This is a genomic window from Rudaea sp. 3F27F6 (assembly GCF_005503555.1).
Lineage (GTDB): Bacteria > Pseudomonadota > Gammaproteobacteria > Xanthomonadales > Rhodanobacteraceae > Rudaea.
Genome location: NZ_SCNG01000001.1, coordinates 109259 through 124720, shown reverse-complemented (window position 1 = coordinate 124720; position 15462 = coordinate 109259). Strand labels below are relative to the sequence as shown.

10 protein-coding genes are annotated in these 15462 nt (G+C 65.7%); 4 read left to right on the top strand and 6 right to left on the bottom strand.

Annotated features, from left to right (window positions below):
• Positions 1 to 7 precede the first annotated feature (7 nt).
• The 4 genes from FFS30_RS00505 to FFS30_RS00490 all read left to right on the top strand — a co-directional run bounded on the left by FFS30_RS00505 (position 8) and on the right by FFS30_RS00490 (position 6582).
• The gene (locus FFS30_RS00505) at positions 8 to 1462 is read left to right on the top strand and encodes an amidohydrolase (protein WP_137911159.1); all 1455 of its coding nucleotides are present in this window, start codon (positions 8 to 10) and stop codon (positions 1460 to 1462) included.
• Positions 1452 to 2771, top strand: coding sequence for an amidohydrolase family protein (locus FFS30_RS00500; protein WP_212742377.1), 1320 nt, complete (start codon positions 1452 to 1454; stop codon positions 2769 to 2771). Before FFS30_RS00505 ends, FFS30_RS00500 begins: the two co-directional genes overlap by 11 nt.
• A gap of 49 nt (positions 2772 to 2820) precedes the next feature.
• Positions 2821 to 6066 carry an amidohydrolase family protein gene (locus FFS30_RS00495; RefSeq protein ID WP_171014343.1) on the top strand — a complete coding sequence of 1082 codons (3246 nt, stop codon included), beginning with the start codon at positions 2821 to 2823 and terminating at the stop codon, positions 6064 to 6066.
• A 102-nt stretch (positions 6067 to 6168) separates the two neighbouring features.
• Entirely contained in the window at positions 6169 to 6582 is a 414-nt protein-coding gene (locus tag FFS30_RS00490; RefSeq protein ID WP_137911157.1) for a hypothetical protein, read from the top strand.
• Between the two features lie 171 nt (positions 6583 to 6753).
• Here FFS30_RS00490 and FFS30_RS00485 read toward each other — a convergent pair whose 3' ends face one another.
• The 6 genes from FFS30_RS00485 to FFS30_RS00460 all read right to left on the bottom strand — a co-directional run bounded on the left by FFS30_RS00485 (position 6754) and on the right by FFS30_RS00460 (position 15149).
• Positions 6754 to 7311, bottom strand: coding sequence for a histidine phosphatase family protein (locus FFS30_RS00485; RefSeq protein ID WP_171014342.1), 558 nt, complete (start codon positions 7309 to 7311; stop codon positions 6754 to 6756).
• Between the two features lie 22 nt (positions 7312 to 7333).
• Positions 7334 to 8728, bottom strand: coding sequence for an MFS transporter (locus tag FFS30_RS00480; RefSeq protein WP_137911155.1), 1395 nt, complete (start codon positions 8726 to 8728; stop codon positions 7334 to 7336).
• On the bottom strand, positions 8725 to 9585 hold the full coding sequence (locus FFS30_RS00475; protein WP_171014341.1) for a metallophosphoesterase: 861 nt from the start codon (positions 9583 to 9585) through the stop codon (positions 8725 to 8727). The genes FFS30_RS00480 and FFS30_RS00475 overlap by 4 nt, the downstream gene beginning before the upstream one ends.
• A complete protein-coding gene (locus tag FFS30_RS00470) occupies positions 9582 to 11909 on the bottom strand; it encodes a TonB-dependent receptor (protein WP_137911153.1) in 2328 nt (775 codons plus the stop codon). The genes FFS30_RS00475 and FFS30_RS00470 overlap by 4 nt, the downstream gene beginning before the upstream one ends.
• Before the next feature lie 147 nt (positions 11910 to 12056).
• Positions 12057 to 12968, bottom strand: a complete 912-nt coding sequence (locus FFS30_RS00465) for a LysR substrate-binding domain-containing protein (RefSeq protein ID WP_137911152.1) — start codon at positions 12966 to 12968, stop codon at positions 12057 to 12059.
• A gap of 135 nt (positions 12969 to 13103) precedes the next feature.
• Positions 13104 to 15149: a M13 family metallopeptidase gene (locus tag FFS30_RS00460; RefSeq protein ID WP_137911151.1), complete on the bottom strand. Its 2046-nt coding sequence runs from the start codon at positions 15147 to 15149 to the stop codon at positions 13104 to 13106.
• Positions 15150 to 15462: the final 313 nt, after the last annotated feature.

Here is a 15462-nt window from a genome sequence, read left to right as displayed (position 1 = left end):
TCGCCGCATGAAGTTCGCCTTACTCTTGCCGGCTCTCGCGCTGACGCTGTCGACCGCGCAAGCCGGCCCGCACGGCGAAGAGCGAGGGCCGCATTCCGCGCGCGAACGCGGAGCGGCCGACGCTACGCTGCCGTGGAAGCGCAATCCGTTCCCGAGTACCTACGCGCCGTTGCCGCGCCAGGACACGCTGATCGTTGATGCGACCGTCCTCGACGGTGCCGGCCACCGCTTCGAGCACGCGAACCTATTGATGCGCGACGGCAAGATCGTCGCGCTTTCCACGCAGGCCGTCGCCGCGCCCGCGGGTGCCGTCACGATCGACGCGAAGGGCCGTTGGGTCACGCCCGGCATCATCGACGTGCACTCGCACGACGGCGACTTCGCCGCTCCGTTCACGAGCCTCGATGCGGAGAATTCGGACGTGAGCGAGATCAGCGATCCGCTTACGCCGAACGTCTGGGCCGAGCACTCGATCACTGTGCAGGACCCGTCGTTTGCACGCGCCCGCGCGGGTGGCGTCACCGCGCTGCAGATCCTGCCGGGTTCGAACAACCTGATCGGCGGCCGCAGCGTGGTGCTCAAGAACGTGCCGGCGACGACGGTGCAGGCGATGAAATTTCCGGGCGCGCCGTACGGCATGAAGCTCGCCTGCGGCGAGAACCCGAAATACGCATTCGGCGAAAAGGGCAAGTTCCCTTCGAGTCGCATGGGCAATGTCGCCGGCGTGCGCGCTGCGTTCCTGGTTGCGGCGGAGTATCGAAAAAAGTGGCAGGACTACGTCTCCGGCAAACACGGCAAGCCGCCCGAGGACGACCTGAAAGAAGACACGCTGGCCGGCGTGCTCGACGGCGATATCCGCGTGCATTGGCATTGCTACCGCGCCGACGACATGGCGACTCTGTTCGACGTCGCCAAAGAAGCGGGCTTCCGCATCGACGCGTTTCATCACGCCGTCGAGGCCTACAAGATTCCGCAATTGTTCGTCACGAATCGCACCTGCGCCGTCGTCTGGTCGGACTGGTGGGGCTACAAGATGGAAGCGCTCGACGGCATCCGTGAGAACGCCACGTTTGTCGACGCGGCCGGTGCCTGCGTCGCGCTGCACTCGGACTCGCCGTGGCTCGGCCAGCGCCTGCCGCTTGAAGCGGCCAAGGCGCTCGCCGCGGGTCGCCGCGCGGGCCTCGATATCCGCGCCGAACACGCCATCGCCTGGGTCACGCTCAACTCGGCCAAGGTGCTCGGCCTCGACGCGCAGATCGGTTCGCTCGAACCGGGCAAGAACGCCGATGCGGTGATCTGGTCGGGCGACCCGTTCAGCGTCTACACCAAAGCCGATCAGGTCTTCATCGACGGCGCGCTGGTCTACGACCGGGCAAATCCGGCGCGCCAGCCGCGTTCGGATTTCGAACTCGGCCAACCGAGCACGACGAAGGCGGCGAAGGTGGGCGGCGATGGCAAATAAGTTCTTGTCGCTCGCAAGTGCGATGGCCGCAGCCTTGGCGTTCGGTCTTGCGCCGACCGACGCGAGCGCGAGCGAAACCGTGGCCATCGTGCATGCGCAGGCGTGGACAATGGCCGACGCCAGCGGCGGCCGCGTCGACGATGCGACTATCGTGATCCGCGACGGCCGCTACGACTCGGTCGTTGCCAAGGAGCCGCCGCCGCCGGGCGCGCGCGTGATCGACGCGGTGGGCCGCCTCGTCACGCCGGGCCTGATGAATGCGGACACGCACCTTGGCCTAGTCGAAGTCTCCTCGCTCGAAGAAACGCGCGACCACGGCGTGAGCGGCGGCCCGCTCGGCGCGGCGTTCGATGTGCAGTACGGACTCAATGCGAACTCGATGCTGTTGCCGGTGGCGCTCGCCGACGGGCTGACGCGCGCAGCGACGAGTCCCACGGCGGCATCGGACCCGGCCTTCCTCGGCATGGGCGCAGTCCTGCGCATCCAACCCGGTGGCAGCATTCTCGATCGCGCCAGAGCGGCGATGTATGCAAGCGTCGGCGGATTCGCGACCAAGCAGGGCGGCGGCTCGCGCAGTGCGCAATGGCAGTTGTTGCGCAACGCCTTCGACGAAGCGAAGACCTATGCCCCGTCGAAAACCGTACCGGCGCCGCGCGATCAATTGCAGAACTCGCTCAACATCGCGGCGCTGCACGCGATGCTCGAAACACACATGCCCCTGGCTATGCGTGTCGCGCGCGAATCGGATATTCGCCAAGCCGTGGCGCTGGCCGACGACTATCGCCTTCCGTTGATCGTGCTCGGCGGCAGCGAAGCCTGGCGCTGTGCGGATCTGCTCGCGGCGCGTAAGGTCGCGGTCGTGCTCGATCCCGAAGCGGACATTCCGTGGACCTTCGACGAACTCGGCGCGCGTGCCGACAACGCCGCGCTGCTGGCCAAGGCCGGCGTGACGATCGCGTTCAGCGTGTCGGGCAATACGATCCATCTCAGCCACAACGCCGGCGCGGCCGTGCGCGAAGGCGCGGGTCTCGCGGTCGCCAACGGTCTGTCCTTTGCCGAAGCGCTGAAGGCGTTGACGATCCATCCGGCGCGCATGTTCGGCATCGCCGACCGCTACGGCAGCATGGCGCGCGGACTCGACGCCGATCTGGTGATATGGAGCGGCGACCCGCTCGAGCCGGCCAGTGCGCCCGATCTCGTCCTCGTTCGCGGCGAACCCGCATCGCAAATCACGCGCCAGACGCTGTTGCGCGATCGCTACGCGCCGAAACATGCGCAGGAGCGCTGGCCGCCCGCCTATCGCCCATGAAATCGTCTGCGATGCCGCTTGCCTCTTTCCTCACTGGAATCACCGACCCATGAGCTTGAACCGGCTGCTCCTGATCGGCCTGCTTTGCCTCGCCGCGGGTCTCGCGACGGCGGTGGAGAACGCGCTGCCGCTCGTGCCGGCGCGCCACGTTCGTTTCGACACCGACGAAGGCACCTGGATCTCGCTCGACGTGGCGCCCGACGGGCGCAGCATCGTGTTCGAGCTGCTCGGCGATCTGTACACGCTGCCGATCGGCGGTGGCGAGGCAACCGCGGTCACGCGCGGCCTCGCTTTCGATTCGCAGCCGCGATTCGCGCCGGATGGTAAGCACATAGTTTTCGTCAGCGACCGCTCGGGCAATGAGAACGTCTGGATCGCCGACAGGGACGGCGCGCATGCGCGGCAGATTTCGACGTTCGACGACAACGCCGAATTCACCTCGCCGACGTGGTCCGCGGACGGACGCGCGATTTTCGTCTCGATCTACCATCCCGACTTGACCGCGTTCGAGCTGTGGCGGTTTGCGCTCGACGGCGACGGCAAAGGCCAGCGCATCACCCAGGGCAAGACCTACGAGGCGCAGCCGAAGGAGCAACGCTACAGTGCACTCGGCGCCGTCGCGGCGCGCGACGGCCGTACGCTTTTTCTCGCCGGATGCTATGGCACCTTCGAGGAGGACATGACGCTGCCGATGTGGAGCATCGAACGGCGTGACCTCGTCAGCGGTGCCAGCAACACCATCGTCACGAACTCCGGCAGCGCGATGCGGCCGGCCTTGTCGCCCGACGGCAAAACGCTGGTGTATGCCGTGCGCGATCGCGGCCAGACCGGCTTGCGCGTGCGCGATCTCGACAGCGGCGCCGACCGCAAACTGATCCGGGTCGAACAACACGACGACCAGGAAGGCTCGGGAACGCGCGATCTCGTCCCGGGCTATGCGTTCACCCCCGACGGGCGCGCCGTGATCGCTGCCTACGCAGGCAAAATCCACCGCGTCGATCTGGCGAGTGGCAAGGCCGCCGTCATTCCGTTCCGCGCGCACGTCGATCTCGACATCGGCCCGTCGCTGCGGCAGTCGTTCAAGGACGACACCGGTCTGGTGCGTGCGCGTCTTGCCCAGTTCCCGGCATTGTCTGCGGACGGCCGAAGAGTCGCGTTCTCCGCGCTCGGCCGCGTCTACACGATGGAGCTTGCGCCCGATGCGGCACCGCGCGCGTTGACGCCCGCGGGGGTGGCGGCGTTCCAGCCGGCTTGGTCGCCCGATGGCAAGTCCCTGGTCTACGTGAGCTGGAGCGCGGACGAGGCCGGCCGGATCTGGCGCATCGACGCAGCCGGCGGAAAGCCGACGGCTCTTACCCAGGCCGCCGCGTATTACACCTATCCTGCATTCACGCCGGACGGTTCGACGGTCGTCGCGCAACGCTCGAGCAACGCCGAGCGCATGCACACCTATATGGAATACGGTCCGCTGCGCGAGGCGGACTTGATCGCGCTTCCCGTACATGGCGGCGAACCGCGCGTGCTCGCACGCGGACGCATGGGCGGTCTGCCGCATTTCGGCGCAGACCGCGCCGACGTCGACGTGGTGTTCGAGGACGGCCTCAACGCCGTCAAACTCGACGGCTCGGGCCGTCACAAGCTCGTCTCCGTCACCGGGCCCGGCTTCTACTTCCAGGAAGGCCGCGTGCCCGTCGACGATCTGCGGATCAGTCCCGACGGAAAATACGTCCTCGCGCAAATCGTCGAACAACTCTATCTGCTGCGCATGCCTGACAAGCCCGGCGAGGCGATCGATCTCGCTGTGCCGCCGGTCGAGCATCGCAAATTGACCAATGTCGGCGCGGACTTCTTCGGCTGGGCCGACGGCGGCAAAACGGTCTTCTGGGTCGTCGGCTCGACGCTGTATCGGCAGCCGTTGGAGAAAATTGCGCTCGATCGCGCCGGCGAAAAAGGGCAGGGCGCGAAGCCGCAAGCGGGCCAGCACGGCGTCGAATCGTTTGCGCTGAAGGTCGAAGTGCCACGCGACGTGCCGCACGGGACGCTCGTGTTGCGTGGCGCGACGGCGATCACGATGCACGGCGATCAAGTGATCGACGATGCCGACGTCGTCGTCGTCGACAATCGCATCGCCGCGATCGGCAAACGCGGTGCGGTGGCGGTTCCCCAGCACGCCGTCGTTCGCGATGTCGCGGGCAAGTTTATCGTGCCGGGCTTTATCGATACGCACGATCATTGGGCCGAAATCCGGCGCGGCGTTCTCGACAGGCAGAACTGGAGCTTCCTGACCGATCTCGCCTACGGCAAGACCGCCGGACTCGACCCGTCGCCGCTGTCGATCGATATGCTGGCCTACCAGGATATGCTCGACGCTGGGTTGTCGCTGGGGCCGCGCGTCTACTCGACGGGGCCGGCAATTTTCTCCTACAACGAGTTCGCCAACCTTGGCGAAGTGCGAGACGTGCTGTCGCGCTACCCCGATCATTTCCGCACGCGCAATCTCAAGGAATATCGCACCGGCAATCGGCGCGTGCGCCAATGGGTCGCGATGGCGGCGAAGGAACTCGGCATCCAGCCGACGACCGAAGGCGCGCTCGACATGAAGCTCGACCTGACCCAGATCATCGACGGCTTCGCCGGCAACGAACATGCCCTGACCGCGGCGCCGTTGTACAAGGACGTGGTCGAACTGCTCGCGCAGACGCGCACGAGCTACACGACGACCCTGCAGATCTCGCACGGCGGTCCGCCCGCACAGAACTTCTACATCGAGCGCGATGCGCCGCAAGCCGACGCGAAGTTGCGCCACTTCTCGCCGCCGCTGCTTGCCGAAAAGAAATTCGCGCGCCGCCATTGGAATGCACCCGAAGAGTATTTCTTCGCCGCGATCGCGCAGGGCGCCGCCAAGGTGCAGCGTGCCGGCGGTCTGGTCGGCATCGGTGCGCATGGCGAAGTGCCGGGCTACGGCACCCACTGGGAGATGCAGGCGCACGCGGCCGGCGGCATGACGCCGCACGAGGTGTTGCGTGCGGCAACGATGGGCTCCGCCGAGACGATCGGCCGGCAGGACGAGATCGGCAGCCTCGAACCCGGCAAGTACGCCGATCTCGTCGTGCTCGACCGCGATCCGCGCGCCGATATCCGCAACGCGCTCGCGATCACCTCGGTGATGAAGAACGGGCGCCTCTACGACGCGGCGACGCTGGACGAGATCTATCCCGAGCCGCGCAAGCTGGCGAAACAGTGGTTCAGCCGCGAGCGCGAGCGTGAGGAGTCCGATTCTCCGTCGACGCCCTGACTGCTGCCGTCTCTTTTCCGCTTGCGCTGCGGGACCGTATCGGCCCCACCGCCTCGGCTCTCTTCGAACTTTCCACCCGACACCATTACAACGGAGATCACGATGACGCTTTCGAAATGCTTGCTCGCAACAGCCCTCGCTTTCGCTTCGATTGGATCCGCATTCGCGGGACAGAACGACACGCGCATGATCGAGATCTATCACATCGCGCCCGGAAAGCATGTCGAGTTCCTCAAGCTGATCGCGCAGTACGACGAAGCCAATCGCCAGGCCGGCCTGCCGCCGCGCGAGCTGTACGTGCACTCCGACGGCGGCGCCTGGGACTTCCTGCTGATCCAGAACGAGACCGTCGATCCGGCGAAGCAGGCGCTCGTCGATGCGGCCTTGAAGAAGCTCGGTGCGCCGACCGGTGCCAAGTTCTGGGTGGCCATTCGTCAAACCATCGCCGACCACACCGATACCGTGGCGACCGGACCCACCACCGCGGGCGATTGGCTGAAAAAGCTCGAAAACTGACGGCAGGGCCGAACCGCCCATTTGGGTGGAAACCCTTGGGGAATCTCCCGAAACCCCTTCGCCATCGGCCGTTGATAAATTGTATACAACCTTCAGATTGAGTATCGGGCGCTGGATTGGGTCAGTTTCCAGCGCTTTCTCGGGCTTTCCTCGTCTAAATTCGGAGCCCTTTTATGCCTGTTCGATCAGGCTGAGCACGCCGCGATCGAACTCGCAGGAAGTCATCGCGGTATGTGCAGGGCGGAAACGGTCGATGCGCGCGGAACCGCTGGCTGCGCTGCAGAGCCAGTTGATCGCGAAGTAGTGGGAAAAGATCACGGTGTCTTCGGCGCATTCGGCAATCGCGGCGAGCGCAGCGTTCTGCCAGGCGGACAGACGCATTGAGAAATCGTTGGAGGAGTCCGGGCTCGCGGGGTCCGGCCAGGAGGCCGCGAGCATTTCGGTGAGCCACGCTTTGCGCGCCGCGGGTTCGGCGCTCGGCGAGGGAATCTCGCTGACGCGCGCATCGATCGTCGGCGTCGAATTCCAGAGTTGCGCGAGCGGCGCCGCGGTCTGCCGGCAGCGCAGCAGCGGGCTCGACAGGATCGGCAATGGGCGAGGGAACTGTTCGGCCAAACGCAGTGCAAGGCTTGCCGCCTGCGCAAGGCCGAGATCGTCGAGTCCCGGATCGGCGCAGCCGCGGTCGCCGGGGGCAACATGGCCGTGGCGGATCAAATGGATTTTCGGCACGGGATGCTCCGTCAGCGGGAATTCAATGCGCGGCCTGCGCTGCGGCCGGCACCAGTTCGCTAGAGCCAGCATGTGCCTGCTCGCGCAGATAGCGTGCCAGATAGAGCCGGCTCGATGCATAGGGCTTTAGGCTCAACCGCCCGAAAACGGTGGCGGCGAGCGCCATGCACGGCGTGGTGATCGCAAGCGCGGTATGCAGTTGCTTCGGATCGGCGAAAACGTAGTCGGTCAGCACGGCGACGAGGGTCGGACCGAGCCCGAGGCCGATCAGATTGACGACCAGCACCGCGAGCGAGGTCGTCGTGCCGCGCATGCGGTTCGGCAGTATTTCCTGCAAGGCCGCCGGGCCGCTGCCGATCGCTACCGTGATCAGGAACGTCGTTGCGCCGAGCAGGGTCAAGGCCACACCGGCATCGGCGGCGGTCAGCGCAAGCAGGCACAGCGGCGCGCTCGCGAGCATCGCGTAGCTCATGATGCGCATGCGCGCCGCGATGTCGCCGCGCGCGGCGAGCCGGTCGCCGAGCACGCCGCAGCAGAGAAATCCGAGCACGCCGGCGCAGGCGATGGTGATGCCGTAAGCGTGGCCGGTTTGCGCGATGCTCCAGCCGAAGCTGCGGATAAAAAAGCTCGGCGCCCAGGCGTTGAGGGTGAAGGACAGCATCGCGGCGAAAGACTGGCACAGGATCAGCATGCTCAGCGCGTGGCGATTGTCGAGCAGATAGCGGCGCGTCGAAGACGGTACCGCCGGCAGGTCCGTCGTGCCGACATCGAGCGTCTCGCGGCGCACCGGTTCGCGGATCAGCAGAGTCAGCAGGGCGAGGAAAATTCCCGGCAGTCCGACTAGAACGAACACCGCCTGCCAGGAGCGCATCGTGCCGAGCAGCGGCAGGGTCAGTCCGCCGGCCGGCATGCGCGAGATCGCTTCGGCGCCGAGGATCATCGCCAGGCCCGCGCCGATATACACGCCCATGCCGTAGACGCCGATGGCGAAGCCGAGCCGCTTGCGCGGCACCGCATCGGCAAGTGCGGAATACGCGGCCGGATTGAGCGCCGATTCGCCGAGGCCGACGCCCATGCGCGCGAGCAGCAGGGCGGCGTAGCTGCCCGACAGGCCGCAGCACGCGGTCATCACGCTCCAGAATGCGATACCGCAGGAGACGATGCGCAGACGCGGAAGCCGATCGACGAGCCAGCCGATCGGCAGTCCGCCGACACCCATGAGCACGGTGAAGGCGAGTCCCTGCAGCAGGCTGATCTGCGTGTCGCTCAGATGCAGGTCGTGCTTGATCGGCTCGACCAGCAGGCTGAGTATCTGACGATCGACGAACGACAGCGTGTAGGCGAGCGTCAGCGCGCCGACGACGACGGCAGAATAGGGCGCGGACGGTGCGTTCGGCGCTGGAGAGGTTCGGGTCATAGTTCGCCTGCCGCGCCGAGCCGCTGCTTGATGCCGGCGAGTTGCGGATAGATGTCCAGTTGATCGAGCAGATTGCAGCGGCGCATCGCGTCGGGAAGGATCGTGTCGAAGCGATACTCCGCGTCCTTCAGCGTGAGCTGCATCAGGCCGACGATCTTCTCGCCGAGACGTGGCTGTATCGCATCGGGAATGCAGAACGAAGTCGAAGGCACCCACACGTGTTCGATGCCGTCGAGCCGTTGCCGCCGCGATTGGTGCGTGTGTCCGCTGACGACGAAGCGCAGCGCGTGCGTGCGCAGCAGATCGAGCAGGCGTTGCCGTGCCGCGGGCGGGACGTAGCGTTCGCTTTCGTCGAGTTCGCCGGGGGCCAAGGGTAGCAGCGGCTTGTGCAGCATCAAGCCGACCTGCATTTCGGCGTGCGCGTGCAGTTGCTCTTCGATCCAGGCGAATTGCGCGTGTTCCTCGTCCATGCCGGTGCCGAGTAGTTGGGCGTTGATGCCGAGCAGCAGCCAATGCGGCGTCGTCAGCGACCAGCGGTCCGCGCCGAAATGTTCGCGGTAGCGTTGGAGTCGCGCGTCGTTGATCGAATGCGCTTCCGCGGCAGTGGCCTCGCGGCTGTTGTCGCCGAGATCGTGGTTGCCCGGCAGTGCGTGCACATGAATGGCCGAGCGCGACAGCACCGCGGCGGCGAATTCGAGGCTGGCCGGATCGTCGTCGCCGTCCGCGGAGATGTCGCCGAGATGGATCGCGGCGTCGGCGCCGCTCGTGTCGATCCAGGTCTGCGCCGACTGCCAGTTCTCGTTGAACGCCGCGGCGCGCTGCGCAAGATGTGTATCGGAGACGATCGCGAGCTTCACGGCAGCTCCCACTTCAGGCGTGCGTAGTAGGTTCGGCCGCTGATGCCGAACGGCGATTCCTCGCCGTAGAGAAAGCTGCCGCCGAACGATTTGAACGCGACGTCCTGCTGCGCCAGCTTGTCCGGGTAGACGTTGCCGAGATTGAGCACGCCGAGCGTGAGCGTCGCCGTCTGGCCGAGCGCGGTGGAGACGGACAGATCGGCCACCGTCTTCGCGCCGAATGTCTGCGGACTCAGGATCGGCGCATCGACGTATTTTCCGTAGCGGGTCAGGTCGAGCGTGAGGTTCCAGCCGCCGCGGGTCAGACTGAATTGCGAGGTGGCCTTGTTCTCCGGCTGCGCGCTGGTCAACAACAGCAGCGAATGCTCGCTGAGCAGAGGCAGCGCGGGCAGCATGGGGTTTGGCGCCGTCGAACGGATCGTGGTCGGCGAATGGCCGTAGCCGAACTTGATCTGCAGCGAGGTCGCTTCGTCGAGACGGGTGCGATAGTTCGCCGTGACTTCGTAACCCTGCGTGCGTGTATCGAGCGCGTTGGTGAAGAATGCCGCCTGCTGCACGTCGGTGATGCCGGCGGCGCGCAGCGCGGCGAGCACCGCGGGTCCGCCGAGCGCGTCGCTCAGGGCGATGCGGTGATCGATGTCGGTACGGAAGAAATCGGCGGTGAACGACAAGTCATGCGACGGGGCATAGACGATGCCCGCGGTCGCCGTGCGCGATTTTTCCGCACGCAGCGGCGTGGCGCCGAGAGCCTGGGCGACCGGATCGCGCACCTGGTAAGTGCCGACGTTGACGATTTCCTTGTTCGCGCCGTTGGCGACGCTGGTCAGCGAGCTGTAGTACTGCTGCGGCAGCGACGGCGCGCGGAAACCGTTGCTGACCGACGCGCGCAGACTCCAGTGTTCGTCCGCTTGAACGCGTGCGCTGAGCTTGCCGGTCGGCGCGCTGCCGAAGTCGCTGTAGTGGTCGTAGCGTGCGGCCGCGCCGAGAGTCAGCCACGCCGCCGGCTTGATTTCCAGATCGACGTAAGCCGCCGCGGCATTGCGTCCGTTGTCCACCGGAATGCGCGGATTGAAACCGGGAAATCCCGCCGCGCCGCTGCGGAAATATGAAGCCGGTTCGCCCTGCCGCAGCCGGTAATTTTCCCAGCGGTATTCCAGGCCCGCGGCGAAATTGCCGCCGGACAGCCAGCCGTCGAGCGGCCGGCTCAGATTGAAGTTCGTCGTGTTCTGCGCGTAGCGTGCCGTGCCCGCGTCAAACCGCGCCGGGCTGTCGGCGCCGAGCGAGGTGTTGGCGCTGTTGCGCACGCTGATATCGGCGTTGGAAAGGCCGAACGTGTTGCTCAGATCGAAGGCGAACTCGCCGAACAGACGGCCGCGCAGGCCGACCGTGCCGCCGACATCCCAGATCAGTGGATTGACCAGCGGACGGAATCCCGCGGGAAACAGCGGCGACGTGCCCGGCGTGCGAAAGCCGGCCGCGTTGACGCTGTCCTTGCGTGAAACGAGCGCGGTTGCGTAGAGATCGCTCGCCGCGCCGACCGGGACCGAGGCGTTGGCGGCGAGGTTGAGAATCTTCGCGTCGGGATCGCCGATCAGATAGGTGACGCGGCCGTAGCGCTGATCGACGCCGGCGCGATTGGTCGAACGCTGCGTCGTCGCGTCCGCAGTGAGGTTGAGAAAGCCGCCGTGCAACTCCCAGCCCTTGTTCGCCGAGCCGTCGAAATGCAGGCCGTCGCCGCGATCGGTGATGCTGCTGCCCGCCTGTACCAATCCGCCTTGGTCGGCCGAGTTCAGGATGATGTTGATCACGCCGCCGATCGCATCCGATCCGTATTGCGCGGCGGCGCCGTCGCGCAGAATCTCGACGTGGTCGATCGCCGACAGCGGAATCGCGCCGAGGTCGAACGGCGCCGAGCCGCGGCCGACGGCGAAGTTGGTGTTGATCACCGCGCTCGTGTGCCAGCGCTTGCCGTTGATCAGCACGAGCACTTCGTCGGGCGACAGGCCGCGCAAGGTGATCGGCCGCGTGTTCGCCGAACTCGGCGTGGTGTGCGCGCGCGGAAAATTGACCGCGGGCGAGGAATATTCGAGCGCCTGGGCGAGATCGCTGAATCCGGTCGCGCGCAATTGTTCGACGCCAATCACGTCGATTGGCACCGAGGATTCGAGCGCGGTGCGTCCCGGCGAGCGCGTGCCGGTGACGACGATCGTGTCCATCTGCGCAGTCTGTTCGTGCGCGGTTTGCGCAGCCGCGCTGCCGTTCACGGCGAACACGGCGGCGAGCGCCTGCAGCGCCGAACGTGTCGAAATTTCGAGGGTCCCCATACCGGCTCCGAGAAAACGTTCGCGGCGCACGATGCGCCGCGTTGGCGAAATTATTGGAGTCGGCCGCGAAGCGGGCCAGCGCGAAGCAGACAAGCGCGATTGCACGCAACGCAAGCGTTGAAGCGCAGAAAAGTCATCAGCGTGTAATCAATGAATGGCGATGCGCGGCGGTGTCGCCGATTCGCCCGCAAGCCAGTTCCAGAATCGCGCCACGGCAGGGTGCCGGCGCATTTCCGGCAGGGCGGTGACGTAGTAGGCGCCGTGCATCGGCAAGGCCGGACCGAGTGCGACGCGCAGGCGTCCGCCGGCGAGGAACTGATCGACGAACGGCGCCACGCCGAGGGCGACGCCCATGCCTTGCGCGGCGGCCTCGTACATCACTTGCAGGCTGTCGAACTCGATGCGCTTGCGCGGCGCGACGGCGCCGTCGTGTGCCGTTGCGGCCAGCCAGCGGTCCCAACTGCCGCGCGGGTTGGCCAGATCGAGCAGGCAGCAATCGGCGAGATCGCGCAGCGTGCGCGGCGGCGCCTCGCCGTCGGCAAGCACGGGCGCGCTGACGACGCAGGCTTCGAGGTCAAACAGCTTCTGTGTCGATACGTCTTCCCATTCGCCGTGGCCGAACAGGATGCGCACGTCGGCGGCGCCGCCCTGTACGTCCGCGCTGTGCGCCGAGGTGTGCAGCACGAGGCGGATATCGGGCGCGGAAGCCTGGAAGCGCGGCAGGCGCGGGATCAGCCAGTTGATCGCGAAGGATTGCGACACGCCGACGCGGATCGGCCGCTGTTTCGGATTCGGCAGCATCCATTCCGCCGCGGCGCGGATCGAGTCGTAGCCCGGCTTGAGCCGTTCGAGGTAGGTGTGACCGGCGCTGGTCAGGTCGAGCGTCGGCGCGGTGCGGTCGAACAGACGCACGCCGATGTGGTTTTCCAGCGATTGGATGCGCCGCGAGAACGCGGCCGGACTCAGCGCCAGTTCGGCGGCCGCATCCTTGAAGCTGGCCGACTGGCTGGCGACGACGAACGCTTCAATGGCTCCCCACGGCGGGGATCTGCGATTCATGCCTGTTTCTCGTCGAACTGTGCGACGAGGTTAGCATTCGAACCATTGCAGTATTTCTTCAATAAATCGGCCGGCGCGCACGTTCGGCGCGCCGGTAGCTGAAGCTCTCCGTGTGTGGATGGTCGCTGCGCGTGGCTACCAGATCTTCACCTGCTTGTCGCCGTCGCGCACCATCGCACCGCCGCTTTTGCACGAGAACGCCTGCGCGAACGCGGGCATGTTCGACGGCGCGGCGATCGCGCGGAACTGGCCCGGCGCATGCGGATCGGTGTTGAGATTGACCTTGGCCGTCGCCGACAGCGTGTTGGTGCGCCATAGGCGCGCGAAGTTGAGGAAGAAGCGCTGGTCCTGGGTGAAGCCGTCGATCTTCGACTTGGCCTCGTCGGGGTTCTTCGCCAGCGCGATCTGCAGCGCGTCGTAGGCGACATTGAGGCCGCCCAGGTCGGCGATGTTCTCGCCGAGCGTGAGTTTGCCCTTGACGTGAATGTCTTCCAGTGCGACGTAGCCGTCGAACTGGGCGACGAGCTTGTCGGCGCGTTCGGTGAATTTCTTGCGATCGTCGTCGGTCCACCAGTTGCTGTTGTTGCCCTGCGCGTCGAACTGGCTGCCCTTATCGTCGAAACCGTGAGTGATCTCGTGGCCGATCACCGCGCCGATGCCGCCGTAGTTGAGCGCGTCGTCGGCTTTGGCGTCGAAGTAGGGCGGCTGCAGGATCGCCGCCGGGAAGGTGATCTCGTTCTTGAGCGGCGAGTACGACGCGTTGACTGTCTGCGGCGTCATGCCCCATTCGGTCTTGTCGACCGGCTTGCCGATACGGCCCATGCGCCAGTCGTGATTGAACTTGCTCGCGGCGAGCACGTTGTCGAGATAGCCGGCGCGCGTGATGGTCAGGCCGGTCCAGTCGCGCCACTTGTCGGGATAGCCGATCTTCGGCCGGAACGTCGACAATTTCTCCAGCGCTTTGGTCTTCGTCTCCGCGCTCATCCAGTCGAGTTTCTCGATACGGATTTTCAGCGCGGCCTGCAGATTGCCGACGAGCTGCTCCGCGGACTGCTTCGCTGCGGGCGGGAAATTTTCCTTCACGTAGAGCTGGCCCATGGCCTGGCCGAGGTGTCCGTTGACCGCATTGAGCGTGCGTTTCCAGCGCGGCTCGATCTCTTTCTGCCCACGCAGTTTGTGCTGGTTGAAGTCGAAGTGTTCTTCGACGAATGCGTGGCTCAGGTACGGTGCGGCTTCGTCGATCGCGTGGAAGCGCAGATAGGCTTTCCACTGCGCGATCGGCACCTCGGTCAGCATCTTGTCGAACTCGGCGAACCATTCCGGCTGCGAAAGCGAGAAACCCTGCACGCCGGAGAGGCCTTGCGCGGCGAGAAACTTCGTCCACGAGAAATGCGGCGTCGCCTTGTCCGCGTCGGCGACGCTGACGTAGTGATACTGGTTCTTCGGATCGCGCGCTTCGATCGGCGACAGCGACGCCTTCGCGTCGCGCGTTTCCAGCGCCATGATCCACTGTGCGTCCTGCTTCGCCTCTTCGGGCTTGACGCCGGCGAGAGTTAAAGTCTTTTCGATGTGCTCTGCGTATTCGCCGCGGATCTTCACGTAGTCGGCGCGGTCTTCGAGGTAATAGGCGCGCTCGGGCAGGCCGAGACCGTCTTCGCCCGCGTAGGCGATCATCATGCTCGAATTCTTGAAGTCGGGCGATGCGCCGAAACCGAAATAGCCGCCGAGACCGTGCGCATGCGCATCGGTCAGATAGCGAACGAGGTCGTCGCTCGACTTGAGCGCGGCGATTTTCTTCAGCTCGCCCTGGAGCGGCACGATGCCGGCTTTCTCGATCGCGGCTTCGTCCATGCCGGTTGCGTAGAAGTCGCCGAGTTTCTGCTCGATCGAACCCTTCGCCGCCTTGGCGGCGGCCGGATCCTCGATCAGCTTGTGCTGCGCCTTGAGGCTGGCTTCGCGCAGTTCGTCGAACGTGCCCCAGCGTGTGCGGTCGCCCGGGATCGGATTGGCCGCGATCCACCTGGCGTTGACGTAGCCGTAGAAATCATCGCAGGGATTGAACTTGGCATCGAGCGAAGCCGGATCGAAGGCGCTGCCGGCCTGCGGCGAGGCTGCATGGGCGCCTCCCGCGAGAACGGCGGCGATGGCGAAGGCGAGCGGTGCGCGCAGACGACGGATCATATGAACTCCTGCAGTCGGTAAAGGCGACCTCGCAGGATAGGGCGCTGCGACCTGCGCCAGCAGTGCAGAAAGTCATGCCGGCGGCAGCGCCGCGCGGCAGAAAAAAAGGCCGGTGAGGCACCGGCCGTAGCAATAACATCAAGGAGACTGTTGCGTTTGTAAACAGCTTGCGCCTCCGGAGACACCTGTGACCAGTGCCGGAAGGCATAGTTTGGACGGCGTACGCCGCCGTTTCGTCGCAGTGAGCGGCAATATGGTGGCCCGCGCGTGCCGCGAAAGGCCCTACATACGTTCGAATTCTTTTTTAAAAAGC

What these genes read in the sequence shown, in the direction of transcription:
- FFS30_RS00480 (WP_137911155.1), bottom strand. Translation starts at nt 8,728, where the DNA reads ATGACCCGAACCTCTCCAGCGCCGAACGCACCGTCCGCGCCCTATTCT.
- FFS30_RS00490 (WP_137911157.1), top strand. Translation starts at nt 6,169, where the DNA reads ATGACGCTTTCGAAATGCTTGCTCGCAACAGCCCTCGCTTTCGCTTCG.
- FFS30_RS00465 (WP_137911152.1), bottom strand. Translation starts at nt 12,968, where the DNA reads ATGAATCGCAGATCCCCGCCGTGGGGAGCCATTGAAGCGTTCGTCGTC.
- FFS30_RS00505 (WP_137911159.1), top strand. Translation starts at nt 8, where the DNA reads ATGAAGTTCGCCTTACTCTTGCCGGCTCTCGCGCTGACGCTGTCGACC.
- FFS30_RS00460 (WP_137911151.1), bottom strand. Translation starts at nt 15,149, where the DNA reads ATGATCCGTCGTCTGCGCGCACCGCTCGCCTTCGCCATCGCCGCCGTT.
- FFS30_RS00500 (WP_212742377.1), top strand. Translation starts at nt 1,452, where the DNA reads ATGGCAAATAAGTTCTTGTCGCTCGCAAGTGCGATGGCCGCAGCCTTG.
- FFS30_RS00470 (WP_137911153.1), bottom strand. Translation starts at nt 11,909, where the DNA reads ATGGGGACCCTCGAAATTTCGACACGTTCGGCGCTGCAGGCGCTCGCC.
- FFS30_RS00495 (WP_171014343.1), top strand. Translation starts at nt 2,821, where the DNA reads ATGAGCTTGAACCGGCTGCTCCTGATCGGCCTGCTTTGCCTCGCCGCG.